This window comes from Pseudomonas sp. CCI1.1, from assembly GCF_034348165.1.
Classification (GTDB): domain Bacteria; phylum Pseudomonadota; class Gammaproteobacteria; order Pseudomonadales; family Pseudomonadaceae; genus Aquipseudomonas; species Aquipseudomonas paracarnis.
The window spans coordinates 3,430,021-3,455,422 of record NZ_CP133780.1 but is presented as its reverse complement, the minus strand read 5'-3'; the positions used below and the strand labels follow the sequence as shown (position 1 = coordinate 3,455,422).

Genomic DNA, 25,402 nt, shown 5'->3' with positions numbered 1-25,402 from the left:
ACAGTGTCGGCGTGGGCCATGTCGCCATTGTGTCAGTGCGATGATGGATTTATGACTTGGCCACCGCTTGCTGCGCCATCGCCTCGGCGCCTTGTTCACGCACCCAGAACAACGTTGCGCCGGCCACCGCCGCTGGCATCATCAACAGGTTGACCACCGGCACCAGCAGTACCAGGTAGACAATGCCGCCAAAACTCATGCTCTGCCAGCGTTTCTGGCGCAGCCATGCGAGCATCTCGTTCCAGCCCAGCTTATGGTTATCGGCCGGGTAGTCGATGTACTGGATCGCCATCATCCAGACGCCAAACAGCAGCCACAACGGCGCCGCGATCAGGTTGACCACCGGGATGAACGACAGGATAAACAGGCCGATGGCACGTGGCAGGAAGTAACCCAGCTTGCGCATCTCCCGCGCCAGGGTGCGTGGGACCATGGCGGCCAGTTCGGTCCAACTGAACGGCGGGAAGTCGTCGGTGCCACGTACCACGACCTCGACCTTCTCGGCGAGAAACCCGTTGAACGGCGCGGCGATGATATTGGCGAGCATGGTGAACGTGAAAAACACCATCAGCACCACCAGCACAACAAACAGCGGCCACAACAGGTAATTCAAAAAGCCTAGCCAGTGGGGCAGCGTCGGCATCAAGCTATCGACCCACAGGCTGAACTGATGGCCGGCGAAATAGATCAACCCGACGAACAGCACCAGGTTGATCGCCAACGGCAGCAACACGAACAGGCGCAGGCCAGGGCTCAACACCAGTTTGAGGCCTTCACGCAGGTATTGCGGGCCGGAAAGAGCAGGGGCGGGCATGGAATACTCCGAGCAAAATGGCGAACGCGCCGACCTTACCGGCTTTGCACCTGTTGTGAAAGCGCGGGCAGGTAGGCGACATCCAGGGTTACAAAGGTGTCGATTAACTTAATTGCGCACATAGAGAACACCTATGAGCTGGATTGTTAATGCGTATTTCCTTAATCTTGCCCCCCTCGATACGCTGCACCCATTATTTTCAGGACCTGGCGAGTCAAAGCCTTCCCCAAGTGCTTCGCGGTCCTTTTTTATTCCCGCCGCCCTGTGGTTTGGGCGGTCGGTAGGAGTGAGTCATGTCTGATACCCGTCATTCCCGAGTGATTATTCTCGGTTCCGGCCCTGCCGGTTACAGCGCCGCTGTCTACGCTGCCCGGGCCAATCTCAAGCCGCTGCTGATCACCGGCATGCAGGCGGGCGGTCAGTTGACCACCACTACTGAAGTCGACAACTGGCCTGGCGATGTCCACGGCTTGACCGGCCCGGTGCTGATGGAGCGGATGAAAGAGCACGCCGAGCGCTTTGAAACCGAGATTGTCTTCGACCATATCAACAAGGTCGACTTCTCGAAAAAGCCTTACAGCCTGACCGGTGACAGCGGTGTGTATACCTGCGACGCGCTGATCATCGCCACCGGCGCCAGTGCGCGTTACCTGGGCCTGCCTTCGGAAGAAGCGTTCATGGGCAAGGGCGTTTCGGCCTGCGCCACTTGCGATGGTTTCTTCTACCGCAACAAGCCGGTTGCCGTGGTCGGCGGTGGCAACACTGCTGTGGAAGAGGCGCTGTACCTGGCCAACATCGCCAGCACCGTGACCCTGGTTCACCGCCGCGAGACCTTCCGCGCCGAGAAGATCCTGATCGACAAGCTGCACGCCCGTGTCGCCGAAGGCAAGATCATCCTCAAGCTCAACGCCACCCTGGATGAAGTCCTGGGCGACAACATGGGTGTGACCGGTGCCCGTCTGAAAAACAACGACGGCAGCTTCGACGAGCTGAAAGTCGACGGTGTGTTCATCGCCATCGGCCACACCCCGAACACCTCGCTGTTCGAAGGCGTGCTGGAAGCCAAAGACGGGTACCTGGTGGTGCAAGGTGGCCGTGAAGGCAATGCGACCGCGACCAACATCGAAGGTATCTTCGCTGCCGGCGACGTGGCAGACCACGTCTACCGCCAGGCCATCACCTCGGCCGGCGCCGGTTGCATGGCGGCCCTGGATGCCGAGCGTTACCTCGACGGTTTGAAGGACGCTTCGTTCTAAACCTGTGAAATTGAAAAAACCGGCGAAAGCCGGTTTTTTTATGCCTGCGATCTAGCCGAGACACCGCAAAACAAATGTGGGAGCTGGCTTGCCTGCGATAGCGGTGTGATAGTCACCACCGCCCTCGCGGGCAAGCCCGGTTCCTACATTGAGCGGGGTTGATTATTAAATCAGCGGCGAGTCAGAGGCTGTTCAGCAAACTTCACTGCGGCCAGCCCATGGGCAATCAACGCTCGGATATTGCCATGGTCACTGCCCTCAGGCGTCGCCACCACCGACCGATAATGCTCACCAAACGCTAGCAGTGCTTCCTTATCACTCAACCCTTCCAGCAGCGCCAAACCCAGGGTCTTGCACGAACCTTCGTTCTGTCCGGCAGCGTTTTCCACACCGCCGTTGGTGAAAGCTTGCGGCTGGTAGTTGTAACCGGCCGCGACGAACGCCAGGGTGTCGGCAAAGAGGTGTTCGCCACTGTTGAGGCTGGCGCGCAGGGTGTTCAAATCAGTCATGAGGCTTTCCTTTGGCAAACGCGGCCTGTTGGTCGGCGTTGGCTTCTTGCTGGTATTGGGCTTTCCACTCGGCGTACGGCATGCCGTACACCACTTCACGGGCCTCATCGAGGCTGACCTCGATCTGGCGTTCGTCGGCCTCGGCCTTGTACCACTTGGACAGGCAGTTGCGGCAGAAGCCGGCGAGGTTCATCAGGTCGATATTCTGCACATCCTTGCGGCTGTCCAGGTGGGCCACCAATCGGCGAAAGGCGGCGGCTTCGAGTTCGAGGCGTTGTTGGTCGTTCATAGGGCTCACTTAGTATCAGCGGCTGGCGGCCAGAGTGATCGAAACCGACTCGGCAAAGCGCAGCGCGTGGGGCTTGTCCACTTCGACTTCGGCGTACAGCACCGATTCGTTGCTCATCACCAGGTCCAGCAGTTCCTGGGTCAGGCGCTCCAGCAGGGCAAAGCGATTGCCTTCGACGTGAGCGATGATGGCCTTGGTGATGGTGCGGTAGTTCAGGGCGTGGTCGATGTCGTTGTCACGCACGGCTTCCTGGGCGGCATACAGGATGGTCAGGTTGATCAGCACATCCTGTTTGTTGAGGATTTCGTCCTCGTTGATGCCGATAAAGGTGCGCAGGCACAGGTCCTTGACCCGGATACGCGCCATGCCTGGTTGAAGTTGTGGCATTGCTACTTGCTCCGTCCAATCAGTTGCAGGAACTCCATGCGGGTGGTGTTCGACTCGCGAAAGGCGCCGAGCATCACCGAGGTGTTCATGGTTGAATTCTGTTTCTCCACGCCGCGCATCATCATGCACATGTGCTTGGCTTCGATCACCACCGCCACGCCGGCGGCCTGGGTCACGTCCTGGATGGCGTCGGCGATTTGCCGCGTGAGGTTTTCCTGGATCTGCAGGCGCCGGGCGAACATGTCGACAATGCGCGCCAGTTTTGACAGGCCCAGCACCTTGCCGGTCGGAATATAGGCCACATGGGCCTTGCCGATGAAGGGCAGCAGGTGATGCTCGCACAACGAATACAACTCGATGTCCTTGAGGATCACCATCTCGTCATTGTCGGACGCGAACAGTGCGCCGTTGACGATTTCTTCCAGGTTCTGCTCATAGCCATGACACAGGTACTGCATGGCCTTGGCGGCACGCTTGGGCGTGTCGAGCAGGCCCTCGCGCTGCGGGTCTTCGCCCAGGCCCTTGAGGATCTCGCGGTAGTGGTGGGGCAGGGATAAGGTCATACAACATCCTCGCAAACGGCTTACTTGATATGCCGCCCGCCGTTGACGGTCAGGGTGGTACCGGTGACATAGGGATTGTCCAGCAGGTAACGCACGCTCTGGTAGATCACCTCGGGTCCGGGCTCGATGCCCAGGGCCGACTTGGCCAGGACTTTGGCGCGATAGGCCGCGTCATCGCCTTCGTTGAACATCACCATCGCCGGTGCGATGCCGTTGACCTTGATCAGCGGCGCGAACTGTGCGGCAAACGATAACGTGAGGCTGTCCAGCCCGGCCTTGGTGGCGCCATAGGCGATGTGCTGCCGGCTGCCCTTGCGCACCACGTCGTCGCTGATATGCACGATATCGGCGGGTGTCGAGCGTTGCAGCAAAGGTGAACAATGCAGGTTGATCAGGTACGGCGCAAGCATGTGCACGCTGAACATGTCGATAAAGGCACGGCTTTCGTCGCCCGGGGTTTCGGCGACCCAGGCTGAAGCGTTGTGGATGATTGCTCGCAGGCTTTGAGTATGGGTTTTCACTGCGCCAATGAAAGCCAGCACTCCGGCTTCGCTGGAGAAATCGGCAAACACGCCGATGGCACCGCGCTCACGCAGCGCCTGCACGCCGGGGCGTTCGCTGCGGTAGCTGAAAATCACGGCTTGGCCTTCATCCAACAGGCGCTCGGCGCAATGCAGGCCGACACGCTGGCCGGCACCGGTGATCAGGATCGGAGCGTTGGTTGCATTCATGGGAGGCTCAAGTCGCTGGCAGGCTCAAACTATACCAGCGCCCCGGCCTCCCTGTACTCAAGCGGCTGCTTCGGTGACCTTGCGAGGGGGCGAAGGGTGCAGCCAGTTCGCCAGCAGATGGGTCGACAGCGGTATAAAGAGGTAAACCATCAACGGGGTCAGGGCAGCGGTGCTGACCAGTACGCGGCTGAACAGGTCTAACTCGCTGAGCAGCGAGCCCAGGCCGAAGTTGAACAGCAGCGATACCGGGAAAAAAGCCAACCAGATGGCCACCGCCTGTTTCCAGCGTGGCGGGCGGGCACCCACTGCGCCAAACCAGCCATCGATACCGCTGACGCGGTGTTCCGACGGGTCGGCAAACAGCTCGCTGCCTCGGCTCAGCCACGCGCTGCGCGACGCGGAGAATTCCCAGGCATGCAGGGTTTTTTCATCGGCAAAGCGGAAGATGATCTGGAACTCATCATCATGGGGTGGCGGGGCCAGCACGCCGGAACCCAGGTAACCGGGGAAGTCAGTCGCCAATTGCTCGCCTTCACGCAGCCAGGCCATCAGTTCTTCGTAGCGACCTTTGGCCACGCGGCGCGCAACCATCAAGGTGACGGGTGAGGTAGACATCGTATATCTCCAAATCAGCAAGTGCGCCGAGCCGGGTAGGCTGTGCACGAACGAGGCTGCGGGGTGGTGCAGCGACGCAAAAGAACAGGCAAGGATTATTCCGGATTTGCCCAAATACGCCAGAAACTTCGGATGGATCGCCGTAGATCTTGAATCATGCAGTTCAATCGGCGTTAAATGGTGTTCAAATTCATACAAGTTTTTTGACCGCTGATGCCCGAAATCACTGCGCCTCTTCGCGAAACGACAGCCGACAGCCACTCTGACTGCGAGGGGCTGTTTCCGATTCGTGAAGTGGCAAGACTCACAGGTGTAAACCCGGTGACGTTGCGTGCGTGGGAGCGTCGCTACGGTTTGATCCAGCCTGTACGCACCGAAAGTGGGCACAGGCTTTACTCACGCACCGATATTGAAACCGTGCACCGCATCCTCGACTGGATCGAGCGGGGCGTGGCGGTGAGCAAAGTCGGCAAGCTTTTGGCGCGCGACCCACAGCCCAACGAGCCGGCTACCGCGTCACGCAGCGATACCGAACTGGAGTGGCGCCAATGGCAGGCGCAACTGCGGCAGGCCATCAGTGCTTTTGATGATCGTGAGCTCGACCGGTTGTACGGCCAGATCTTCAGCGTCTATTCGACAACCGTGGTGTTCCAAGACATTTTGGTCCCGCTGTGGCAGCAGTTGTTACGTCACCAAGGCCGCTTTGGCCAAGCCAGCGAGTGGCTGTTCTTCGATAATTTCCTGCGCTCGCGTGTCGCACGGTGCCTGCAAATGGCCTGTGCCTCGCCAGCGCCCAGGGTATTGCTGTCAGCCATTGCCGGAGAGTGCCGTGAGCTGGAGTTGCTGGTGGCGGGCTTGTTGATGTCGAGCGAGAAACTGGCGGTCAAGGTCCTGGGCGTTGGCCAGCCACTGGATGAGTTGACGCTGATCTGTGAGCGCACTCGGCCGCAAGCCCTGGTGCTGTTTTCCAACCATGCCCCTGGCGCAGAGCTGGCGTCGCGGCTCAATCGCCTGGCCTTCACCCTCGACTGCCCGTTGCTGCTGGCTGGAGAGGCGTCAGAGCTGGCAGAACACAGCCTGGAGGGGGCATCGATTGGTTGTCTGGGCAATGACGGGCGCTTGATGCCGCGCCGCTTGCAGCAACTGCTCAGCGGCCATCTGGAGTCTCAGGCATGAACGTGAGGATGAACCAGGCGATGCTGGTGCAGGATGAACTGGCGTAACCGTTCGATCTCATCGGCATCGCTCTGGCTGAGGCGATAAGCGAACAGGCCGCGGGCGGTTTCCCGCTCCAGCGTACCGCGCAGGGCGATGCGTTCGTAGCCGGAAGGGCTGAACCACAGGGAAAACGTCTTTGGCGGTTTGACCCGGCCACGCACTCCTACCAGCACCCCTTTGAATGACACTTCGTGCACCCACAGCGCGCTGGAGTAGCCCTTGATGTTTTCCAGCGCCACCGGCGTTTCAAGCGCCAGGCGCCACGGGCGGATCATCGGCCCATCTTCAAAAATGCTCGGTACGCCCAGGCGCAAATGCACGGCATGAAACTCATCTTCCACCAGGTGCAACGGGAAGGTGAGTTGCTGGTTGTCGAACTGCGCCTGGATGGTGACCTGGTCGTGAGCCGCTAGCCGCGTGAGCAAATCGCGAATCTGTGCGCCGCCATTAACCGTCAGGCTCGACCATGCATCCCGCAGGTTGAGCTGCGGGTTGTGCTGCATGTCCTGGATAAAATCCAGCTCGTCCTGCGTCAATAGCGTGTCGCGTTGCATTGATCTAGCTCAAGGCTGAGGCATTAAAAAGCCATTATCGCTCTAAAGACCGCGTTTTTTACAGTTTGTTAATTCCACTCGTCGCCTTGAGTGCCGCGAGCTCACTTTTGAGCTCGGCTAACTGGGCTTCCAGCTGGGCGACGCGCTGTTGGGCTTTGACTTGAGTGGTGACGTCTTTTTGCACGCCGACGAAATACGTTTGCTTGTCGACCTCGTTGTACACGGTCGAAAGCGACAGTTCGTTCCAGAAAGGCGTGCCGTCTTTGCGAAAGTTGCGCAGGATCTCCCGGCAGGCGCCGCCGCTGTCGAGCGCGTCACGGATGGCGATCAAGGCCGGTTGGTCGCGGTCGCCCGACTGCAGGAAGCGGCAGTCCTGATACAGGATCTCGTCGAGGGTATAGCCGGTCAGCCGTTCGAAGGCCGGGTTGACGTAGATCAGCGGTTTGTCGTTGCCTTCGCGCTCGGCAACAACGATTCCGTCGTTGGACGCATTGACGACCATTTGCAACAGTTTGGCGTTAATCATAGAGCGGTCCATGGCCTGGTTTTGACCTTGCCAGTTTATGGCAAGTCTGGAATGTTGCACGGTGCGCACTGAAATATTGGCACAGGCTGCTAATATCCCACGCTTTCACTCAACCACAGGATCAGATTGATGAAAGTCGCCATCCTCTCCGGCTCGGTCTACGGTACGGCTGAAGAAGTCGCTCGCCACGCGGAAGAAATCCTCAAGGACGCAGGTTTCAACGCCTGGCACAACGCACGTGCCACGCTGGCAGACGTGCAGGCCTTTGCTCCCGATGCATTCCTGGCAGTGACCTCGACCACCGGCATGGGCGAGTTGCCCGACAATCTGCAGCCTCTGTACTCAACCATCCGCGACCAACTGCCCGCCGCCTGGCGCGGCCTGCCGGGAGCGGTCATCGGCCTGGGCGACGCCAGCTATGGCGATACTTTCTGTGGCGGCGGTGAACAAATGCGCGAATTGTTCGCCGAACTGGGCATCCGCGAAGTGCAGCCGATGCTGCGCCTGGACGCCAGCGAAAGCGTCACCCCGGAAGCTGACGCCGAGCCTTGGCTGGCCGATTTGATCACCGCGCTGCGCGGTTGAGCCCCAGGGAGCGCCGTTATTGACGGCGCTTGTTTGACACGTATTTGTACTATTCTCTTGACTGACTCGCTCAGTCATCAAGCTGGCTGCCAAGGAAACTCCTTGCGCCTCGGCGTCTGACTAGACTGGCTCTCACTTTAGACACCATAAGAAGTGCGCCAAGGAGGTCATTGCCATGAGCCTAGCCCCTGCTCCATCGCCACAAAACGTCAAAGCCCAGGTCAGCGCCGCCGAATGGCAAACCCGCGTGGACCTTGCGGCCTGCTATCGCCTGGTGGCCATGCACGGTTGGGATGACCTGATCTTCACGCATATTTCGGCCAAGGTGCCGGGTACTGAAGATTTCCTGATCAACCCCTATGGGCTGATGTTCCATGAGATCACCGCGTCGAGCCTGGTCAAGGTTGACCAGGCCGGCAATAAGCAAATGGAGAGCCCCTACGAGATCAACCCTGCGGGCTACACCATCCACAGCGCCATCCACGAAGTGCGCCACGACGTGACCTGCGTGCTGCACACTCACACTGCTGCGGGCGTGGCGGTGTGTGCGCAAAAGCAGGGTGTATTGCCCATCAGCCAGCAATCGCTGTTTGTACTGTCCAGCCTGGGCTATCACGCCTATGAGGGCGTGGCGCTCAATCACGAGGAAAAGGCCCGCCTGCAAGCGGATTTGGGCCAGAACAATTTCCTGATGCTGCATAACCACGGCCTGCTGACCTGCGCCGGCACCATCGCCGATACCTTCCTGATGATGTTCACCTTCCAGCGCGCCTGCGAGATCCAGGTGCTGGCCCAGAGCGGCGGCACCGAGTTGATCGCCATCGAGCCGCAGATTCTCGCCGGTGCCAAGGCGATGGTGGCAGCTGTCACAAAAAGCGCCCAAGGTATGGGTGGTGCGCTGGCCTGGCCGGCGCTGCTACGCAAATTGGACCACCAGGACCCCGGGTATAAAAGCTGATGCCACTCGCCGAGATACCGCTCAGAGCCTGGCGCAAGCGCGGCCAGGACTTCGTCTTTCGTGGCCACACCGTGCGGTATTGGGTGGCCGGGCAGGGCGAGCCGTTGCTGCTGATTCATGGTTTCCCCACGGCCAGTTGGGACTGGCACTACCTGTGGCAACCCCTGGCCCAGCGCAATCTGGTGATTGCCTGCGACATGCTCGGCTTTGGCGACTCGGCCAAACCCTTGGACCACGACTATTGCCTGTTGGAACAGGCCGATCTGCAACAGGCGCTGCTTGAGCACCTGCGCGTAGAGCAGCCGGTGCATGTGTTGGCTCATGACTACGGCGACAGTGTCGCCCAGGAATTATTGGCTCGGCATTACGAGGGCCGGTTCCCGATGGCGAGTTGTGTATTTCTCAACGGCGGACTGTTTCCGGAAACCCATCGGCCGGCGCTGGTGCAAAAGCTGCTGCTCAGCCCGTTGGGCTGGATGATCGGTCGGGCCTTTGGGCGCAATGCCTTGGCCAGCAGTTTCAACCAGATCTTCGGCCCCCAGACGCGGCCCAGTGAAAGCGTGCTGGATGATTTCTGGAGTTTGATCAGTTGCAACGACGGCCCGCGTATCCTGCACAAACTCATCGCCTACATCCCCCAGCGCCGTCGTCTGCGCGAGCGCTGGCTCACGGCCATGCAGCGAGGTGAAGTGCCGCTGCGGGTGATCGACGGCGAAGTAGACCCGATTTCCGGGGCTCATATGGTCGAGCGCTATCGCCAACTGGTGCCCGCGCCCGACACGATAAGGCTGGCCAATATCGGCCACTACCCGCAGATCGAGGCGCCGGTCCAGGTGCTCAAGCATTACCAGGCGTTTCGTGAGCGCATCAGCCAGCCTTCACCGCGCGCGGCCTATTCCTGATTCCGCGCATCATCCCGCTGCCTTATCAAGCACCATTCAGCCCCGGCCGTCTTTATTGTGACCAAAGGCTGCGTGCGTGACACTCTGCCTATCCCATTGTCGCCAGCGGAGTTCGGTATGAGTGAGTCAGTGCAGTTCCAGGATAAGGTCGTGATCGTCACCGGCGCCGGTGGTGGCTTGGGCCAGGCCCATGCGCTGCTGTTCGCCAAGCACGGGGCCAAAGTGCTGGTCAACGACCTCGGTGGCTCAACCCAAGGCGAGGGCGCCAACGCCTCGGCGGCCGACCGGGTGGTGGCGCAGATCCGCGCGGCAGGCGGTATTGCCGAGGCCAACCATGACTCCGTCACCGACGGCGACAAGATCGTACAGAACGCCCTGGATGTTTTCGGCCGGGTCGACGTGGTGGTCAACAACGCCGGCATCCTGCGCGACAAGACCTTTCACAAAATGGACGACAACGACTGGGACCTGGTTTACCGGGTGCATGTCGAAGGCGCCTACAAAGTCACCCGCGCCGCCTGGCCGCATTTGCGCGAGCAGGGTTATGGCCGGGTGATCTTCACGGCGTCGACGTCAGGCATTTACGGCAACTTCGGCCAGTCCAACTACGGCATGGCCAAGTTGGGCCTGTATGGCTTGACCCGCACCTTGGCGCTGGAAGGGCGCAAGAACAACATTCTGGTCAACGCGATTGCCCCCACCGGTGGCACACGCATGACCGAAGGGCTGATCCCGCCGCAGGTGTTCGAGCGCCTCAAGCCGGAACTGGTCAGCCCGCTGGTGGTGTACCTGGGCAGTGACGCCTGTGAAGAAACCGCAGGCTTGTTTGAAGTGGGTGGCGGCTGGATCGGCAAGACCCGTTGGGAGCGCAGCCTGGGTGTGGGTTTTGATCCCGAGGCCGGTTTTTCGCCGGAGGACGTGGCCGCGCACTGGCAGCAGATCTGCGATTTCGAAGGGGCTGCGCACCCCAAGGACAATATCGAGGCACTGAAGGAAATGATGGCCAACTTGCAGAAGTTCAGCCTCTGATCATTGCCGGTAAATCAATGAATCCCACGGGGCGTCGATGACGCCCCGTTTTATTGGTGCGCCAGGCATGGCGCGTTGCGCGCAAGCGCAACCAGCTTGGCTGTGGTGGCCACGCTGGTGACTGGGAGGTGAAAGTCCTCTACACACCCGGCAAGGGGAAGTGTTAGCCAGAGGCAAGGGTGTCGCGGGTGACTGCGAATCTGAAGGAAGCCCGAGGCAAAATGCTGGCCTGACGAACAGGAAGCGGATAGAGGCGGCGCAGCGGGGTAAGAAGGCCAAAATCTTCAAAGCCCAATACTTGCACGGAACGCTGTGACGTAGATCCGACAGGCATAAGCAGGAAGGTCGCGCGAATTACCCTGGGAGATCTGCACGTTTGCCAGTGTGCTACCGAGCGTCGAGAGGCGATGGGATGAGCGTGCAGAAGTCAGCCGAAGCCGTAGTAAGTGGCGAATAACCGCGCCACCAAGGGCCGAACAGGTTATGCCGCCAGTAGGCGTCAGAGTCTCGTTGAATACCGAAATGCAGAAATTTCTCCAAGAGAAGACTGTGACTCCGAGTCCCGGACAGAATCCGAGGATGACGGCTGACAGCGCAAAGGTATCGACGGCATCTGTGACGTGGACGAACGCGGAGCCGGACACGCTGATGGCGCGGGTGCTTGCACCGGCCAACCTCAGACGTGCGTATCAGCGCGTGGTCAGCAACAAGGGCGCGCCGGGTGCCGATGGCATGACGGTCGACGACTTGGCGGACTACGTGAATCAGTATTGGCCGATCCTCCAGAGGAGGTTGCTGGCCGGCGAATACCACCCGCAAGGTGTACGCGCCGTCGACATCCCCAAACCCAAAGGCGGCACCCGACAACTGGGCATTCCCTGCGTCGTGGATCGCCTGATCCAACAGGCACTGCTGCAACAGCTCACGCCGATCTTCGACCCGCTGTTTTCGGATTACAGCTACGGCTTCCGTCCGGGCAGAAGCGCCCACCAAGCCATCGAGACAGCCCGCGCCCATGTGGCGGCAGGGCATCGCTGGTGCGTGGAACTCGATCTTGAGAAATTCTTTGACCGGGTCAACCACGATCTCCTGATGGCGTACGTGGCGCGCCAAATCGTAGATAAACGCGTGCTCAGACTGATCCGGCGGTACCTCCAAGCCGGTGAGATGTCGGGTGGGATCGCCAGCCGACGGCAGGAAGGGACGCCGCAAGGCGGCCCGCTCTCGCCGTTGCTGTCGAACATCCTGCTCAACGAACTCGACCGCGAGCTGGAACGGCGGGGTCATCGCTTCGTGCGTTATGCCGACGATGCGAACATCTATGTGCGCAGCCCTCGTGCTGGCGAACGAGTGATGGCCAGTGTTGAGCGCTTCCTGAATCAGCGCCTGAAACTAACGCTGAATCGGGATAAGAGCCGAGTAGCCGGGTCTTGGATGTGTGATTACTTGGGTTACGGGATGAGCTGGCATCAGCAACCGAGACTGAGAGTGGCGACGATGAGCCTGGGTCGCTTGCGCGACCGGCTCAGAGAGCTGCTACGTAAAGCGCGGGGCCACAAGGTGGCGACTGTCATCGAGCGGATAAACCCCGTGCTGCGCGGATGGGCGGGCTACTTCAAGCTGAGCCAGAGCAGACGGCCACTTGAGGAATTGGACGGCTGGGTGCGTCACAAGCTTCGCTGTATCGTCTGGCGTCAATGGAAGCGGCCCTCTACGAGGGCGCGCAACTTGATACGCTTGGGACTTAATGCGGCGCGGGCGTGGAAATCGGCAGTCAATGGCCGAGGCCCATGGTGGAACTCGGGAGCGCCCCATATGAATCAGGCGTTGCCGAAGAAGCTGTGGGACCGCCTCGGGCTGGTCTCGATACTGGATACGATAAACCGACTTAACCGTATAACCTGAACCGCCGTATACGGAACCGTACGTACGGTGGTGTGAGAGGACGGCGGATGTGAATCCGCCTCCTACTCGATCAGGCATAAAAAAGGCCGCTGCATAGGCAGCGGCCGAAGTAAGACGTTGGATCAAGGAGCGACAAATCAACGTCAGTGAACACCGGGAACAGACTGATTACGGGATCAATCCGTTATAAATCAGCTTTTCTCCCCAATGCGGGAGCGGGCTGTTTGCCCTGAAAGCCAGGCAAGAATAGTCGGTTGTAACAAAATGAGTAATAGCGAATCAGGACAAGGACTATTACCAGATCGGCAATAATTACAGGGCGCCATCGATCCTTCTGATAACCCTTCATCCATCGCATGCATGTCACCAAGCCAACGCCCGGCCAGAGAACCCCGTCATCCTTTCGAGCGACAACACGAATACCTCCTTGGTGCGCTTATCGCTCCTCAAGGGCGGCAGTAGGGTGGGGCCTTCTGTCACTCACCGGGGAAGACGCATGACAAAAACAATAATGCGCGCCATCTTCACGCCACAGGCGCTGGCCACTGCGGTTGCGCTGGGCTGCTGTGCCCAGGCGCAGGCTGTTTCGTTCAACATCGGCGAGATCGAAGGGCAATTCGACTCCTCGCTGTCGGTCGGCGCCAGTTGGGGCATGCGCGATGCCGATAAAAGCCTGGTCGGCACGGTCAATGGCGGGACGGGCCAGGCGTCCACCGGGGATGACGGGCGCCTCAACTTCAAGAAGGGCGAGACCTTCTCCAAGATCTTCAAGGGCCTGCACGACCTTGAGTTGAAGTACGGCGACACCGGCGTATTCGTGCGTGGCAAGTATTGGTACGACTTCGAGCTCAAGGACGAAGACCGCGAGTTCAAGCCCATCAGCGATCACAACCGCAAGGAAGGCGCCAAGTCCAGCGGTGCGCAGATCCTCGATGCCTTCGTCTACCACAACTACTCCCTGGGCGACCTGCCCGGCACCGTGCGCGCCGGCAAGCAGGTGGTCAGTTGGGGCGAAAGTACCTTCATCGGTAACTCCATCAACAGCATCAACCCGATCGACGTGTCGGCGTTTCGCAGGCCCGGTGCCGAGATCAAGGAAGGCTTGATCCCGGTGAACATGCTGTTTGCCTCCCAGAGCCTGACCAATCAACTGACAGTGGAAGGTTTCTACCAACTGGAATGGGACCAGACGGTGCTCGACAACTGCGGCACCTTCTTCGGTGGGGACGTGGCGGCGGACGGCTGCACCAATAACTACACCGTGGGCAGCCCGGCGATCCGACCGCTGCAACCGGTGGCCGCTGCCTTTGGTCAAGGGTTTGGCGTGACCAATGAAGGCGTGATCGTGCGGCGTGCCGGTGACCGCGATGCGCGTGACTCCGGCCAGTTCGGCGCGGCCCTGCGCTGGCTGGGCGATGACACTGAATACGGCCTGTATTTCATGAACTACCACAGCCGTACACCGACCGTCGGCACCCTGACCGCCAATACCAACCTGGCCACAATCGGGCGCATCATCAACACCGCCAACGCCCTAGCACCCGGTTCCGGGGGCGGTTTGGCGCAAAGCACCATGCTTGGCCGCGGCCAGTACTACCTGGATTACCCGGAAGACATCCGCCTGTTCGGCGCCAGTTTCTCCACCACCTTGCCCACGGGCACGGCGTGGACCGGCGAAATCAGCTATCGGCCCAATGCGCCGGTGCAGCTCAACACCACTGACCTGACCCTGGCCCTGGTCAATCCCATTGCGGGCCAACTCGCCTCACCCATCCGCAGCAATTTCGGCGATGACAACAAAGGCTATCGCCGCAAGGAAATCACCCAGATCCAGAGCACCATGACCCAGTTCTTCGACCAGGTACTGGGCGCCGAGCGCCTGACCCTGGTGGGCGAAGCGGCGGTGGTGCACGTCGCCGGCCTGGAAGACAAAACCAAACTGCGTTACGGCCGAGACTCGGTGTACGGCGCCTACGGTTTTCAAGGTGACACCGACGGTTTTGTCACCTCCACCTCGTGGGGCTACCGGGCGCGGGCGATCCTTGACTACAACAACGCCATTGCCGGTGTGAACCTCAAGCCCAACCTGTCCTGGTCCCACGACGTGGCGGGCTACGGCCCCAACGGCCTGTTCAACAAAGGCGCCAAGGCCATCAGCGTCGGCGTGGATGCGGACTATCGCAGCACCTACACCGCAAGCCTGAGCTACACCGACTTTTTTGGCGGTGACTACAACACCCTGACCGACCGCGACTTCCTCGCCCTCAGCTTCGGCGTGAACTTCTGATCTGGCTTAAAAGAAGGACAAGACCCTATGCGTAAGATGATTGCAATGTTGGCCCTGAGCGTATTGGCCGCCAACGTAATGGCGGCGGTATCGCCCGAAGAAGCAGCCAAGCTCGGCACTTCCCTGACCCCGGTCGGCGCGGAAAAAGCCGGCAACGCCGATGGCTCGATTCCGGCCTGGACCGGCGGCATCCCCAAGAATGCAGGCGCGGTGGACAGCAAGGGGTTTCTCGCCGACCCCTTCGCCAGTGAAAAACCACTGTTCGTGATCACCGCTGCCACGGTGGACAAGTACAAGGACAAGCTCTCCGACGGCCAGGTAGCGATGTTCAAGCGCTATCCCGAGACCTACAAGATCCCGGTGTACCCCAGCCACCGTACGGTCAACTTGCCGGCGGACATTTACGAGTCGATCAAGCGCAGCGCCTTGAATGTGAAGGCGATCAACGATGGCAACGGCCTGGAGAACTTCACCGGCAACCGTTACTACGCGTTCCCTATCCCTAAAAATGGCGTCGAGGTGCTGTGGAATCACATCACCCGTTACCACGGCGGCAACCTGCGGCGCATCATCACTCAGGCCACGCCCCAGACCAATGGCAGCTACACGCCGATCCGTTTCGAAGAAGAAGTAGCGGTGCCGCAAGCCATTCCGGATATCGACCCGGCCAAGGCCGCCAACGTGCTCAGCTATTTCAAGCAATCGGTCACCGCCCCGGCGCGGCTGGCGGGCAACGTACTGCTGGTGCATGAAACCCTCGACCAGGTGAAGGAACCGCGCCTGGCCTGGATCTACAACGCCGGCCAGCGCCGGGTGCGGCGCGCGCCGCAGGTGTCCTACGACGGCCCAGGCACCGCCTCCGACGGCCTGCGCACCACCGACAACTTCGACATGTTCTCCGGCGCGCCCGACCGTTATGACTGGAAACTGGTGGGCAAGAAGGAGATGTACATTCCCTACAACAGCTACAAGCTCGATTCGCCAAGCCTCAAGTACGACGACATCATCAAGGCCGGGCATATCAACCAGGACCTGACCCGTTACGAGTTGCACCGCGTGTGGGAAGTGGTCGGCACCGTCAAGCCCAGCGAGCGGCACATCTATGCCAAACGCCATATGTTCATCGACGAAGACAGCTGGCAAGTCGCCCTGGTGGACCACTACGACGGCCGCGGCCAACTGTGGCGCGTTGCCGAAGGCCATGCGCAGTTCTACTACGACCACCAGGTGCCGGCCTACACCGTGGAAACCCTGTACGACCTGATTGCCGGACGCTACATCGCGCTGGGCATGAAGAACGAGGAGAAAAGCAGTTTCGTGTTCGGTTTCGCAGCCAAGGCGGCGGACTACACCCCGGCCGCACTGAGGTCGGCGGGCGTTCGCTGATTCCACACTGAAATGAGGTTGAAAATGTGGGAGCTGGCTTGCCTGCGATAGCGGTGGGCCAGGCCGCTCATCGATTGCTGTTGCACCGCCATCGCAGGCAAGCCAGCTCCCACACTGAAGGACGTATACCTTGGTTTTTATGGTCTTCAATCAACCCGCTGAATACTTCTTCAACAACCGCCAACCACAGGTCTAGGGTGACGCAACAATAAAAACAGCAGGATGCAGCAATGACCGCCATGACCCGCTGCCTGGACCGTTCTGGATTTATGCCACGGCTGTCCGCCCACCATGTGTTGCGTGCGCGGCTGACTGTGCCGCTGCTGACGGCGCAGGCGCGGGTAAGGTTGCTGTGCGCGCCGGGTGGCAGTGGCAAGAGCGCGTTGCTCGCCGAGTGTGCGTTGCAGGCGCCGAAGGGGTGTCAGGTGGTGTGGATGCCACTCAACGGTGCCGCGCTCAGCCCCTTGGAATTCTGCGCACGGCTGGCGCAGCAGCTTGGCTTGCCGTTTGTGGATGAAGCCACGTTATTGCTCGACTTGGGCCGTTGGCCACACACCACGTGGTTGTTTCTGGATGATTTCTGTCGCTCACCTGCGCCTGAGCTGGATGCGCTGCTGGACCGTTTGCTCGCCGCTGGCAGCCCGCAGTTGACCTGGTGGCTGGGCGCGCGACGGCGCCCGTTGTGCAATTGGCCACGCCTGTTGCTCGACGATGAGTTGCTGGAGTGCAGCGAGTTGTTTTTCAGCGCCGAGGAAGTCGAGCAACTGCTCGCCCCGGGGCATACCGTCGACAGCCTGATGCAGTTCAGCGCCGGTTGGTGCGCCGGTGTGCGTATCGCCTTGTTGGGCGACGGCCACCCCGACAAAACCCTGTTCGATTACCTGCAGCATGAGCTATTCAACACCTTGTCGGCGCCATTGGCTGAGGCCTGGCGGGTGTTGGCCCATCTGCCGCGTTTCAACCTGAACCTGTGTGAGTACTTGTTCGGTGGTGGTGACGGCGCTGAGCATTTGCGCGAATTGCAGGCACTGGGTGCGTTTATCCAGCCCTGGGAAGACACCAGCGACTGGCTCCACATTTTCCCACCGTTGGCGCGACTGCTGCGCGATGAGCCCTGGCCGGCCAAACGCTCCTGGCACCGACGCGCGTGCCAATGGTTCAGCGCCGAGGGTGACTGGCAGGCCGCGTTCGAGCAGGCGTTGCTGGCGCAGGAATATGAAGTGGCGGTGAGCCTGTTGCAGCACTTCAGTTTCGAGGATTTGTTTCGCCAGCAGAACGCCGTGCTGCTGTTGCGCCTGCATGAACAGCAGGGCGATGAATTGATGTTGGGGTCGGCGCAACTGGTGGGGCTGCTCACGGCCGCGTTGTTGTTTGCCGGGCGCTTCGAACAGGCGGCCTTGTGTATCGACCAACTGGCCCGGTTCGCCCCGCAACCGACGCCCGCCGCGCAGCGCTATCTGCTGGCGCGCTGGCAGGCGCAGTGGGGTTGGTTGCTGCATTTGAGCGGTGATGCCGAGCGTTCCCGCGAACACTTGCTCGAAGCGCTGCAAGCCTTGCCTGACAGCGCCTGGACCTCACGCCTGATGTGCCTGTCGGGCCTGACCCAGCAAGCCCTGCTGCGCGGTGAGTTGGATGTCGCCCAGAGCTTGAGCCGCGAAGCATTGTGCCTGGCACGTGCTCACGGTTCGCTGGTGCTCGAATCCCTGCTGGAATTGGACCACGCCCAGTTACTGGAGCAGCGCGGCGCGCCGTATCGGGCGCAGAGCCTGCTGGAAACGGTGCAGGCGATGCTGGCTCGCCAGCGGCTCAGGGCCGGGCCATTGGTGGGGCGCATCGTCCTGCGCCGTGGGCACCTGGCCTTGCGGCAAGGCCAGGACGCCCTGGCGTGCGAATGCTTTGAGACCGGCTTGACGCTGTGCCTGCAGAGCCAGGACAAGCGCGTGCTATATGGCTATCTCGGCCTGGCGCTGCTGGCGGCCAACCGTGGCGACTACGCCCAGGCGTTCATTCAATTGCGCGACGCCGAGCGCCTGATGCAGCAGCGCCATGTCCCGGAGACGGTGTATCGCGCGGTGTTGTTGTTGGTCAGCGGACACCTGTGGCTACAACAGGGCCGGGCTGAATTGACGGTACAAGCGGTGCGCCGGGTGTTGCGCCATTTCCGTGGGCCCAGTGCCAAGCAGGCACCGCCGGCGACCCTGGAACTGATCCCGCGTCTGGAGTATTTGCTGGTGCTGGCCGAGGTCAGGCTGGGCTGTGCCGAGCAACCTATCGCACGGCTCAATGCCTTGCTCGAAACCTCCCGGCAGCGCGGCATGCTGTGTCTGGAAACCGAACTGCACCTGGTGTTGGGTGAGGTGACCTGGCAACTCGGTGACCCGGCGTTGGCCCGTCGTGCATTGCAGGCCGGGCTGGCGCTGGCGGCTCGTTGCCAGGTACAGCAGGCGATTCGCGAACTGCGCTTGCGTGCACCCGGGCTATTGAGTGAGCTGGGCCTGGAGCCTCAGGTCACGCCTGCCGGTGCGACGCAAAACCCTCTGAGCCAGCGCGAACTCGAAGTGTTGCAGTTGATCGCCCTGGGCAACTCCAATCTGGAAATCGCCGACCGCCTGTATATCTCCTTGCACACCGTCAAGACCCATGCACGGCGCATCCACAGCAAACTCGGGGTGGAGCGCCGCACTCAGGCGGTGGCCAAGGCCAAGACGCTGGGCTTGATGGCCTAGGCGCGCAGTGCCTGGCGATATTCACCCGGGGTGGCGCCCATGGCTTGGCGAAAGCGTTGGTTGAAATGGCTGGCGCTGGAAAAACCGCACCTCAAGGCGACCTCACCCAAGGGCAACGAGCTGTTGCGCAGCAAAGTTTGCGCGCGTGCCAGGCGGCGTGCCAGCAGGTATTGATGGGGCGGCACGCCGAAGCTCTGACGGAACATCCGGGCGAAATGGTATTCCGACAGCGCGCACATCGACGCCAACTGGCCGAGGCTGATGGGATCTTCAACATGGTGGTCGATGTACTCCACCAAACGCCGCCGTTGGTGCGCCGCCAACCCGCCTTTGAGGCGCAGGCCGTCGCGCACGCCGACCTGGTTGAGCAGGGTGTGGCTGAGCAGTTCATGGGCCAGGCTGCTGGTCAGCAGGCGCTCGCCGGGTTCGAGCCAGTTGAGGCTAATCAACTGGTGAAAGCGTCGGGCCTGACGGGCGTCCTCAAGGAAGGTCGTCTCACGCAACTGCAACTCCCGCGGCTCGCGGTCCAGCAAGGTGACGCAGCCGAGGGCAAATTGCTCCGGGCTGAAATACACATGGGCCAGGCGTATCTCGCCATTGATCACCCACGCCGACTGGTGCTCGGCCGGCAGTATGCACAATTTGTCGGGGCCGCCCTTGGTGCCTGGCCGGTCACGGCGAAAGGTGCCCGTGCCGCCGCCGATATAACAGGACAAAGTGTGATGGCTGGGCGCCTGGTAGTCCTGGGCATCGTGGTGGTTGCTCCACACGGCCGCAGACAAACCGTCACCGAGCTCGGCGCAGGCTTCCAAGCGTGCGTGAGGCGAGCGGTTGAGGGATTGAAAGACGTGCAGCGATTCCAGCTCTGGCATGGTGTGTTCTCCGACGTCTTGCATCCTACTCCCGGCGGCGGGCGCTGTGAGCCCATCGCCCGACAAAAGCGCAAGAATGTGCAAGAACCTCAGGGTGGTTGAAGGCAACACTGTGGCTCAAACGACGGAGCCTGCTATGAACCTCTTCCTGTATTTACTCACGGTGCTGATTTGGGGCACCACCTGGATTGCGCTCAAGTGGCAGCTGGGCGTGGTGGCGATTCCCGTGTCGATTGTCTATCGCTTCGGCCTGGCGGCGCTGGTGCTGTTTGCGCTGTTGCTGCTCAGCCGCAAGTTGCAGGTGATGAACCGGCGCGGGCACCTGATCTGCCTGGCCCAAGGGCTGTGCCTGTTCTGCGTCAACTTCATGTGCTTTCTCACTGCCAGCCAGTGGATCCCCAGTGGCCTGGTGGCCGTGGTGTTCTCCACGGCGACCTTGTGGAACGCGCTCAATGCCCGGGTGTTTTTCGGCCAGCGGGTGGCGCGTAACGTGTTGATGGGCGGGGCGCTTGGGTTGCTGGGGCTGGGCTTTTTATTCTGGCCGGAGCTGGTTGGGCATACCGCTAGCCCGCAAACCCTGTTGGGCCTGGGCTTGGCCCTGCTGGGCACCCTGTGCTTCTCGGCGGGCAACCTGTTGTCCAGCCTGCAACAGAAGGCTGGGCTCAAGCCGTTGACCACCAATGCCTGGGGCATGGCCTATGGGGCGGCGATGCTGGCGACCTATTGCGCGGTGCGTGGCATTCCCTTCGAGATGGACTGGAGTGCGCGGTATATCGGTGCGCTGTGGTACCTGGTGATCCCGGGTTCGGTGATTGGTTTTACCGCTTACCTCACCCTGGTGGGCCGCATGGGCCCGGAGAAGGCGGCGTATTGCACGGTGCTGTTTCCGGTGGTGGCGCTGAATGTGTCGGCCGTGGCCGAGGGCTACCAGTGGACGGCGCCGGCGTTGATGGGGCTGGTGCTGGTGATGCTGGGGAATGTGCTGGTGTTTGGTAAACCCCGGTCCATCTTGGCGGGCCTCAAGGCTAGCCAAGCCTGAATGTGGGAGCTGGCTTGCCGATAGAAGCAGCACCTGCCACGAATCCCCTGTGGGAGCGGGCTTGCCCGCGAAGGCGGTGTGCCAGTCAATGTGTCTTTAACTGACCCACCGCTTTCGCAGGCAAGCCAGCTCCCACATTGGACTGAGGTGCCTGCTTTATTTGAGGCCTAGCCGCTTGGCCATGCGCCCCAGGTTGGCGCGGTCCAGGCCCAGTTCGCGGGCGGCGCTGGCCCAGTTGCGCTGATGGCGTTCCAGGCAGGCGCTGATGAGTTGGCGCTGGTAGTGCTCGGTGGCCTGGCGCAGGTCGCCGCTGACCATGGGCAAGGCTTGGGCCGGTGCTTGTTCGGCCACCGCCGTACTCACGTCGGGCAAGTCCAGGTCCAGGGCGCTCAGGCTGAGAATTTTCGGGCGCTCGCGGCAGTTGCCCAGGGCTTTCAACGCGCTGCGGCCGATCAAGTGCTCCAGCTCGCGCACATTGCCGGGCCAGTTGTAGGCCAGCAACGCCGCCTGGGCATCGCCGGTCAGGCGCAGGCTGCCCAGGCCCATGCGCGAACGGTTCTGTTCAAGGAAGAAGCCAGCCAACAGCAGCACATCACGCCCGCGTTCACGCAGTGCCGGCACTTGCAGCGGGTACACGCTCAGGCGGTGGTAAAAATCGGCACGGTAGCGGCCATTGCGCACTTCTTCGGCAAGGTCGCGGTTGGTGGCGGCAATCAGGCGCACGTCCACCTGGTGTTCCTTGTCCGAACCCAGGCGCTGCAACTGGCCGCTTTGCAGCACGCGCAGCAGCTTGGCCTGTACGCTCAACGACAGTTCACCGACTTCGTCCAGGAACAACGTGCCGCCGTTGGCCAGTTCAAACTTGCCTCGGCGCTCAGTCAGCGCTCCGGTGAAAGCGCCGCGTACATGGCCGAACAGCTCGCTTTCTACCAGGGTTTCCGGCAGTGCGGCGCAATTGAGGCTGATCATCGGCTTGTCGGCACGCGATGACGCGGCATGGATCGCCTGGGCCACCAGCTCCTTGCCGACCCCGGTTTCGCCGGTGATTAGCACGGTCAGGTCGCTGCCGCCTACCAGCTTGATTTCCTCGACCAGCCGTTTATGCGCCTTGCTCTGGCCGATCATTTCCTTGTGCTGCTGGCCGCTGGCTTGGCGATAGATTTCGGCGCGCTGGTGCTCGTCTTCGGCCCGCAGCGCCAGGCGCTCGATGCGTTCAGCCACGTTGACGGTGGCCGCGGCGAGGCTGGCGAAGGCTTGCAGGGCGTCCAGTTCGACCCGTTCAAAGCGCTCGTTGTCGAGAGCGTCAAGGGTCAGCAGGCCCCACGGCTGGTCGTCGATAAACAGCGGGCAGCCCATGCAGTCGTGGACTTCGAGGTGGCCGTGTAAACCGGCGACCAGGCCGTCATAGGGGTCGGGCAATTGGCTGTCGCTGTCGAAGCGGGTAGGGCCGGGGCTGCTCAGCAGTATTTCAAAGCGCGGGTGTTCGCTGATCTTGAAACGTCGGCCCAATGTGTCAGGGCTCAAGCCATCCACCGCCAGCGGCACCAGCCACTCGCCATCCAGCCGCAGCAGCGCGGCGGCATCGCAGGGCAACAGGGCGCGCATGGTTTGCAGCAGGCGGCGGTAGCGCTCGCCTTCGGGCAGTTCCCGGGACAGATCGGCGACCAGCGGCAGCAGGGCGGTGAGCAGCGGTTTTGCAGTCATAATGACTCCTTGTAGTCGATATGACTATAAAGCGTAGGAGGTCATACTGACTACATAATGTTTAAGCTATTGAAAAACATGGGTTTATTAGTTGGCACGAATACTGACTACCTAAGGGTAATGAGTAAAAAGACCGAGGAGTCTCCCATGCTGAGTGCCCAAGACCGTGCCATTGTTAAATCCACTGTGCCCCTGCTGGAAAGCGGCGGTGAAGCACTGATCACCCATTTTTACCGCATGATGCTGTCCGAGTATCCCGAAGTCCGTCCGCTGTTCAACCAGGCCCACCAAGCCAGTGGTGACCAGCCTCGCGCCCTGGCCAATGGCGTGCTGATGTACGCGCGGCATATCGACCAGTTGGACCAACTGGGCGATCTGGTGGCCAAGATCATCAACAAGCACGTGGCCTTGCAGATTCTGCCGGAGCATTACCCCATCGTTGGGGCCTGCCTGCTGCGGGCTATTTCCGAAGTGCTGGGCAGCGAGATTGCCACCCCCGAGGTCATGAGTGCCTGGGGCGCGGCCTACGGCCAGTTGGCGGACATTCTGATCGGCGCCGAAGCGGCCATCTACGACGAAAAAGCCCAGGCGCCCGGCGGCTGGCGGGGTGCGCGGGCGTTCCTGCTGGTCAAGCGCGTGGAGGAGAGCGACGAGATCATCTCCTTCTACTTCGCCCCGGTGGACAACGGCCCGATCCTGGCCGCAGCCCCCGGCCAGTACATCGGCCTGAAACTGGTGCTCGATGGCGAAGAAGTGCGCCGCAACTATTCCCTGTCGGCCCTCACCGACACCGGGCTGTACCGCATCAGCGTCAAGCGCGAAGTGGGCGGGCGGGTCTCCAATTACCTGCACGACCAGATGCACGTCGGCGCGACCATTGACCTGTTCCCGCCGTCGGGTGAGTTCACCCTGGCCGCCAGTGATAAACCGCTGGTGTTGATCAGCGGCGGGGTAGGCATTACGCCCACACTGCCGATGCTCGAAGCCGCCCTGGCAACCGAACGCCCGGTGCACTTCATCCATTGCGCCCGTAACGGCGGGGTGCATGCGTTCCGTGATTGGGTGGATACGCTGGCGGCCCAGCATCCGCAGCTCAAGCGTTTCTACTGCTATGCCGAGGATGACGGTATCAGCCCGGCGGCAGACCAGGTCGGGATGCTCAACCAGGAGCAACTGGCAGCCTGGTTGCCTGAGCAGCGTGATATTGATGCCTACTTCTTGGGCCCCAAGGGTTTCATGGCGGCGGTCAAGCGCCATCTCAAGGCGCTGGGTGTGCCGGAGAAGCAGGCGCGCTATGAGTTCTTTGGCCCGGCGGCGGCGTTGGAATAGAATTTGGCCAATTGACCGTATCGGCATCATCGCGGGCAAGCCCGGCTCCCACAGAGGATTGCATTCCAATGTGGGAGCCGGGCTTGCCCGCGATGGCGTCCGCACGATCATTACATTTGCCACGATTAATCCGCTGTTAACCCCCCTCTGTTTTAACCACTGCCTGTGTGTAAACTCGTTGCCATCAGGCACAACCATAATCAGAGAAAGGGAAAGACGGGGATGATTGACGACATGCGTTTAGGCAGGGAGCGGCGCTTTCTGGTGTTGCTGGGCATCATCTGCCTGGCGCTGATTGGCGGGGCGCTGTACATGCAAGTGGTGCTGGGCGAAGCGCCGTGCCCGCTGTGCATTCTGCAGCGCTACGCCTTGCTGCTGATTGCGCTCTTCGCGTTCATCGGCGCCGCCATGCGCACCAAGGGCGCGCTGACGTTCTTTGAAGGGTGGGTGGTGCTCAGCGCCTTGGGTGGCGTGGCTGCGGCCGGCCACCATGTGTACACCCAGTTTTTCCCCCAGGTCAGCTGCGGCATCGATGTGTTGCAGCCGATCGTCGACGACCTGCCCCTGGCCAAGGTGTTTCCCCTGGGCTTCCAGGTCGACGGCTTCTGCAGCACCCCCTACCCACCGATCCTCGGCCTGTCCCTGGCCCAATGGGCACTGGTGGCATTCGTGCTGACGGCGATCCTGGTGCCCCTGTGCATCTATCGCAACCGTCACCCCAAAGCCTGAGTCGCCGCGGCTGCCAAACGCTCCGTTCCTTCTGAATGAAGGCCGGAGCGTTTTTGTTTGTAGGGATTTGTGAAAGCACCGTGACGAGGGGCAACGGAAGGTGCGCGCAGCGTGCGACATGTTGTCACACGGACGCTGTCGCAGGACGTTTCTGACCCGCCAAATCGGCCCTTTAATTTGCACCCGGCGCACAAATTGTGCTGTCAGTTCGTGGTTCGTGCAGTGGCCCGATTTGTGTGCGGCTCCAACCCCTGCTGCCTCTATGAATGCCTTGTTTTATGGGGACTTGGACGGCATCCGCATGCCCTTACAAGCCGTAAGGGAAGTGGCACTGTGCCCAATAACACGGCAATTTTTGTGGTTTTTGTTGAGAATCGAACACGATAAGATCGCGAATCTTTGCAACTTTGGTGAAGGATTGTTGCTGGAATCGATAAAAATTATTTCTTTATAAGACATGGTTTATACATCGCTAGCTAACTACAATCG

The 25,402-nt window shown here is 60.9% G+C and carries 24 protein-coding genes; 13 read left to right on the top strand and 11 right to left on the bottom strand.

Annotation, left to right across the window (positions count from 1 at the left end; translation table 11 throughout):
• Positions 1-49 precede the first annotated feature (49 nt).
• Positions 50-814, bottom strand: coding sequence for a sulfate transporter CysZ (gene cysZ / locus RHM69_RS15550; protein ID WP_014719884.1), 765 nt, complete (start codon positions 812-814; stop codon positions 50-52).
• A gap of 293 nt (positions 815-1,107) precedes the next feature.
• Here cysZ and trxB point away from each other — a divergent pair, with 293 nt between their 5' ends.
• Positions 1,108-2,070, top strand: coding sequence for a thioredoxin-disulfide reductase (gene trxB, locus RHM69_RS15545; protein ID WP_003194076.1), 963 nt, complete (start codon positions 1,108-1,110; stop codon positions 2,068-2,070).
• Between the two features lie 170 nt (positions 2,071-2,240).
• Here trxB and RHM69_RS15540 read toward each other — a convergent pair whose 3' ends face one another.
• The 6 genes from RHM69_RS15540 to RHM69_RS15515 are packed head-to-tail and all read right to left on the bottom strand — an operon-like array spanning position 2,241 to position 5,164.
• The gene (locus RHM69_RS15540) at positions 2,241-2,579 is read right to left on the bottom strand and encodes a HopJ type III effector protein (protein ID WP_014719883.1); all 339 of its coding nucleotides are present in this window, start codon (positions 2,577-2,579) and stop codon (positions 2,241-2,243) included.
• The gene (locus tag RHM69_RS15535; protein WP_014719882.1) at positions 2,572-2,868 is read right to left on the bottom strand and encodes a DUF1244 domain-containing protein; all 297 of its coding nucleotides are present in this window, start codon (positions 2,866-2,868) and stop codon (positions 2,572-2,574) included. Before RHM69_RS15535 ends, RHM69_RS15540 begins: the two co-directional genes overlap by 8 nt.
• A gap of 15 nt (positions 2,869-2,883) precedes the next feature.
• Positions 2,884-3,255, bottom strand: coding sequence for a dihydroneopterin triphosphate 2'-epimerase (gene folX / locus RHM69_RS15530; RefSeq protein ID WP_003194073.1), 372 nt, complete (start codon positions 3,253-3,255; stop codon positions 2,884-2,886).
• A 2-nt stretch (positions 3,256-3,257) separates the two neighbouring features.
• Positions 3,258-3,818, bottom strand: a complete 561-nt coding sequence (gene folE, locus RHM69_RS15525) for a GTP cyclohydrolase I FolE (RefSeq protein WP_003194072.1) — start codon at positions 3,816-3,818, stop codon at positions 3,258-3,260.
• Between the two features lie 20 nt (positions 3,819-3,838).
• Complete coding sequence (gene folM / locus RHM69_RS15520) at positions 3,839-4,549, bottom strand: dihydromonapterin reductase (RefSeq protein WP_014719881.1); 711 nt, start codon at positions 4,547-4,549, stop codon at positions 3,839-3,841.
• Between the two features lie 57 nt (positions 4,550-4,606).
• Entirely contained in the window at positions 4,607-5,164 is a 558-nt protein-coding gene (locus RHM69_RS15515; protein ID WP_014719880.1) for an antibiotic biosynthesis monooxygenase, read from the bottom strand.
• A 213-nt stretch (positions 5,165-5,377) separates the two neighbouring features.
• Between RHM69_RS15515 and RHM69_RS15510 the strand changes: the two genes are divergently transcribed.
• The gene (locus RHM69_RS15510) at positions 5,378-6,340 is read left to right on the top strand and encodes a MerR family transcriptional regulator (protein WP_014719879.1); all 963 of its coding nucleotides are present in this window, start codon (positions 5,378-5,380) and stop codon (positions 6,338-6,340) included.
• Here the strand turns inward: RHM69_RS15510 and RHM69_RS15505 are convergent.
• Positions 6,331-6,936 (bottom strand): hypothetical protein, encoded by a 606-nt coding sequence (locus RHM69_RS15505; RefSeq protein WP_014719878.1) that lies wholly within the window; start codon positions 6,934-6,936, stop codon positions 6,331-6,333. The genes RHM69_RS15510 and RHM69_RS15505 overlap by 10 nt on opposite strands.
• A 58-nt stretch (positions 6,937-6,994) precedes the next feature.
• Positions 6,995-7,462 carry a PAS domain-containing protein gene (locus RHM69_RS15500; protein ID WP_014719877.1) on the bottom strand — a complete coding sequence of 156 codons (468 nt, stop codon included), beginning with the start codon at positions 7,460-7,462 and terminating at the stop codon, positions 6,995-6,997.
• A 129-nt stretch (positions 7,463-7,591) separates the two neighbouring features.
• Here RHM69_RS15500 and RHM69_RS15495 point away from each other — a divergent pair, with 129 nt between their 5' ends.
• From RHM69_RS15495 to RHM69_RS15460, 8 genes are all read left to right on the top strand, one after another.
• Entirely contained in the window at positions 7,592-8,047 is a 456-nt protein-coding gene (locus tag RHM69_RS15495; RefSeq protein ID WP_014719876.1) for a flavodoxin, read from the top strand.
• Between the two features lie 175 nt (positions 8,048-8,222).
• Complete coding sequence (locus RHM69_RS15490) at positions 8,223-9,005, top strand: class II aldolase/adducin family protein (RefSeq protein WP_014719875.1); 783 nt, start codon at positions 8,223-8,225, stop codon at positions 9,003-9,005.
• The gene (locus RHM69_RS15485) at positions 9,005-9,907 is read left to right on the top strand and encodes an alpha/beta fold hydrolase (protein ID WP_014719874.1); all 903 of its coding nucleotides are present in this window, start codon (positions 9,005-9,007) and stop codon (positions 9,905-9,907) included. The genes RHM69_RS15490 and RHM69_RS15485 overlap by 1 nt, the downstream gene beginning before the upstream one ends.
• 117 nt (positions 9,908-10,024) lie before the next feature.
• Positions 10,025-10,936, top strand: a complete 912-nt coding sequence (locus tag RHM69_RS15480; protein ID WP_014719873.1) for an SDR family oxidoreductase — start codon at positions 10,025-10,027, stop codon at positions 10,934-10,936.
• 483 nt (positions 10,937-11,419) lie between these two features.
• Positions 11,420-12,841 (top strand): group II intron reverse transcriptase/maturase, encoded by a 1,422-nt coding sequence (gene ltrA, locus RHM69_RS15475; protein WP_011805433.1) that lies wholly within the window; start codon positions 11,420-11,422, stop codon positions 12,839-12,841.
• A 496-nt stretch (positions 12,842-13,337) separates the two neighbouring features.
• Positions 13,338-15,128, top strand: coding sequence for a DUF1302 domain-containing protein (locus tag RHM69_RS15470; protein WP_014719872.1), 1,791 nt, complete (start codon positions 13,338-13,340; stop codon positions 15,126-15,128).
• 27 nt (positions 15,129-15,155) lie between these two features.
• Positions 15,156-16,514: a DUF1329 domain-containing protein gene (locus tag RHM69_RS15465; RefSeq protein WP_014719871.1), complete on the top strand. Its 1,359-nt coding sequence runs from the start codon at positions 15,156-15,158 to the stop codon at positions 16,512-16,514.
• 230 nt (positions 16,515-16,744) lie between these two features.
• Positions 16,745-19,240, top strand: coding sequence for a helix-turn-helix transcriptional regulator (locus RHM69_RS15460; RefSeq protein WP_019817481.1), 2,496 nt, complete (start codon positions 16,745-16,747; stop codon positions 19,238-19,240).
• On the opposite strand, the gene RHM69_RS15455 is transcribed toward RHM69_RS15460, so the two are convergent.
• Positions 19,237-20,112 (bottom strand): helix-turn-helix domain-containing protein, encoded by an 876-nt coding sequence (locus RHM69_RS15455; protein WP_020302019.1) that lies wholly within the window; start codon positions 20,110-20,112, stop codon positions 19,237-19,239. The two genes, RHM69_RS15460 and RHM69_RS15455, sit on opposite strands and share 4 nt — an antisense overlap.
• 136 nt (positions 20,113-20,248) lie before the next feature.
• Here RHM69_RS15455 and RHM69_RS15450 point away from each other — a divergent pair, with 136 nt between their 5' ends.
• The gene (locus RHM69_RS15450) at positions 20,249-21,151 is read left to right on the top strand and encodes a DMT family transporter (RefSeq protein ID WP_014719868.1); all 903 of its coding nucleotides are present in this window, start codon (positions 20,249-20,251) and stop codon (positions 21,149-21,151) included.
• Positions 21,152-21,307: 156 nt separating this feature from the next.
• Here the strand turns inward: RHM69_RS15450 and norR are convergent, their stop codons facing one another.
• Positions 21,308-22,855 (bottom strand): nitric oxide reductase transcriptional regulator NorR, encoded by a 1,548-nt coding sequence (gene norR, locus RHM69_RS15445; protein WP_200645908.1) that lies wholly within the window; start codon positions 22,853-22,855, stop codon positions 21,308-21,310.
• 147 nt (positions 22,856-23,002) lie between these two features.
• Here norR and hmpA point away from each other — a divergent pair, with 147 nt between their 5' ends.
• Together hmpA and RHM69_RS15435 are read left to right on the top strand one after the other, a co-directional pair.
• Positions 23,003-24,184, top strand: a complete 1,182-nt coding sequence (gene hmpA / locus RHM69_RS15440; protein ID WP_014719866.1) for an NO-inducible flavohemoprotein — start codon at positions 23,003-23,005, stop codon at positions 24,182-24,184.
• A 222-nt stretch (positions 24,185-24,406) separates the two neighbouring features.
• Positions 24,407-24,913: a disulfide bond formation protein B gene (locus tag RHM69_RS15435; protein ID WP_014719865.1), complete on the top strand. Its 507-nt coding sequence runs from the start codon at positions 24,407-24,409 to the stop codon at positions 24,911-24,913.
• Positions 24,914-25,402: the final 489 nt, after the last annotated feature.

What these genes read in the sequence shown, in the direction of transcription:
- RHM69_RS15500 (WP_014719877.1), bottom strand. Translation starts at nt 7,462, where the DNA reads ATGATTAACGCCAAACTGTTGCAAATGGTCGTCAATGCGTCCAACGAC.
- RHM69_RS15450 (WP_014719868.1), top strand. Translation starts at nt 20,249, where the DNA reads ATGAACCTCTTCCTGTATTTACTCACGGTGCTGATTTGGGGCACCACC.
- RHM69_RS15460 (WP_019817481.1), top strand. Translation starts at nt 16,745, where the DNA reads ATGACCGCCATGACCCGCTGCCTGGACCGTTCTGGATTTATGCCACGG.
- RHM69_RS15485 (WP_014719874.1), top strand. Translation starts at nt 9,005, where the DNA reads ATGCCACTCGCCGAGATACCGCTCAGAGCCTGGCGCAAGCGCGGCCAG.
- RHM69_RS15505 (WP_014719878.1), bottom strand. Translation starts at nt 6,936, where the DNA reads ATGCAACGCGACACGCTATTGACGCAGGACGAGCTGGATTTTATCCAG.
- RHM69_RS15455 (WP_020302019.1), bottom strand. Translation starts at nt 20,112, where the DNA reads ATGCCAGAGCTGGAATCGCTGCACGTCTTTCAATCCCTCAACCGCTCG.
- RHM69_RS15540 (WP_014719883.1), bottom strand. Translation starts at nt 2,579, where the DNA reads ATGACTGATTTGAACACCCTGCGCGCCAGCCTCAACAGTGGCGAACAC.
- RHM69_RS15480 (WP_014719873.1), top strand. Translation starts at nt 10,025, where the DNA reads ATGAGTGAGTCAGTGCAGTTCCAGGATAAGGTCGTGATCGTCACCGGC.
- RHM69_RS15465 (WP_014719871.1), top strand. Translation starts at nt 15,156, where the DNA reads ATGCGTAAGATGATTGCAATGTTGGCCCTGAGCGTATTGGCCGCCAAC.
- RHM69_RS15490 (WP_014719875.1), top strand. Translation starts at nt 8,223, where the DNA reads ATGAGCCTAGCCCCTGCTCCATCGCCACAAAACGTCAAAGCCCAGGTC.
- folM (WP_014719881.1), bottom strand. Translation starts at nt 4,549, where the DNA reads ATGAATGCAACCAACGCTCCGATCCTGATCACCGGTGCCGGCCAGCGT.
- RHM69_RS15435 (WP_014719865.1), top strand. Translation starts at nt 24,407, where the DNA reads ATGATTGACGACATGCGTTTAGGCAGGGAGCGGCGCTTTCTGGTGTTG.
- RHM69_RS15510 (WP_014719879.1), top strand. Translation starts at nt 5,378, where the DNA reads ATGCCCGAAATCACTGCGCCTCTTCGCGAAACGACAGCCGACAGCCAC.
- folX (WP_003194073.1), bottom strand. Translation starts at nt 3,255, where the DNA reads ATGCCACAACTTCAACCAGGCATGGCGCGTATCCGGGTCAAGGACCTG.
- RHM69_RS15495 (WP_014719876.1), top strand. Translation starts at nt 7,592, where the DNA reads ATGAAAGTCGCCATCCTCTCCGGCTCGGTCTACGGTACGGCTGAAGAA.
- norR (WP_200645908.1), bottom strand. Translation starts at nt 22,855, where the DNA reads ATGACTGCAAAACCGCTGCTCACCGCCCTGCTGCCGCTGGTCGCCGAT.
- trxB (WP_003194076.1), top strand. Translation starts at nt 1,108, where the DNA reads ATGTCTGATACCCGTCATTCCCGAGTGATTATTCTCGGTTCCGGCCCT.
- RHM69_RS15535 (WP_014719882.1), bottom strand. Translation starts at nt 2,868, where the DNA reads ATGAACGACCAACAACGCCTCGAACTCGAAGCCGCCGCCTTTCGCCGA.
- ltrA (WP_011805433.1), top strand. Translation starts at nt 11,420, where the DNA reads ATGCCGCCAGTAGGCGTCAGAGTCTCGTTGAATACCGAAATGCAGAAA.
- folE (WP_003194072.1), bottom strand. Translation starts at nt 3,818, where the DNA reads ATGACCTTATCCCTGCCCCACCACTACCGCGAGATCCTCAAGGGCCTG.
- hmpA (WP_014719866.1), top strand. Translation starts at nt 23,003, where the DNA reads ATGCTGAGTGCCCAAGACCGTGCCATTGTTAAATCCACTGTGCCCCTG.
- cysZ (WP_014719884.1), bottom strand. Translation starts at nt 814, where the DNA reads ATGCCCGCCCCTGCTCTTTCCGGCCCGCAATACCTGCGTGAAGGCCTC.
- RHM69_RS15515 (WP_014719880.1), bottom strand. Translation starts at nt 5,164, where the DNA reads ATGTCTACCTCACCCGTCACCTTGATGGTTGCGCGCCGCGTGGCCAAA.
- RHM69_RS15470 (WP_014719872.1), top strand. Translation starts at nt 13,338, where the DNA reads ATGACAAAAACAATAATGCGCGCCATCTTCACGCCACAGGCGCTGGCC.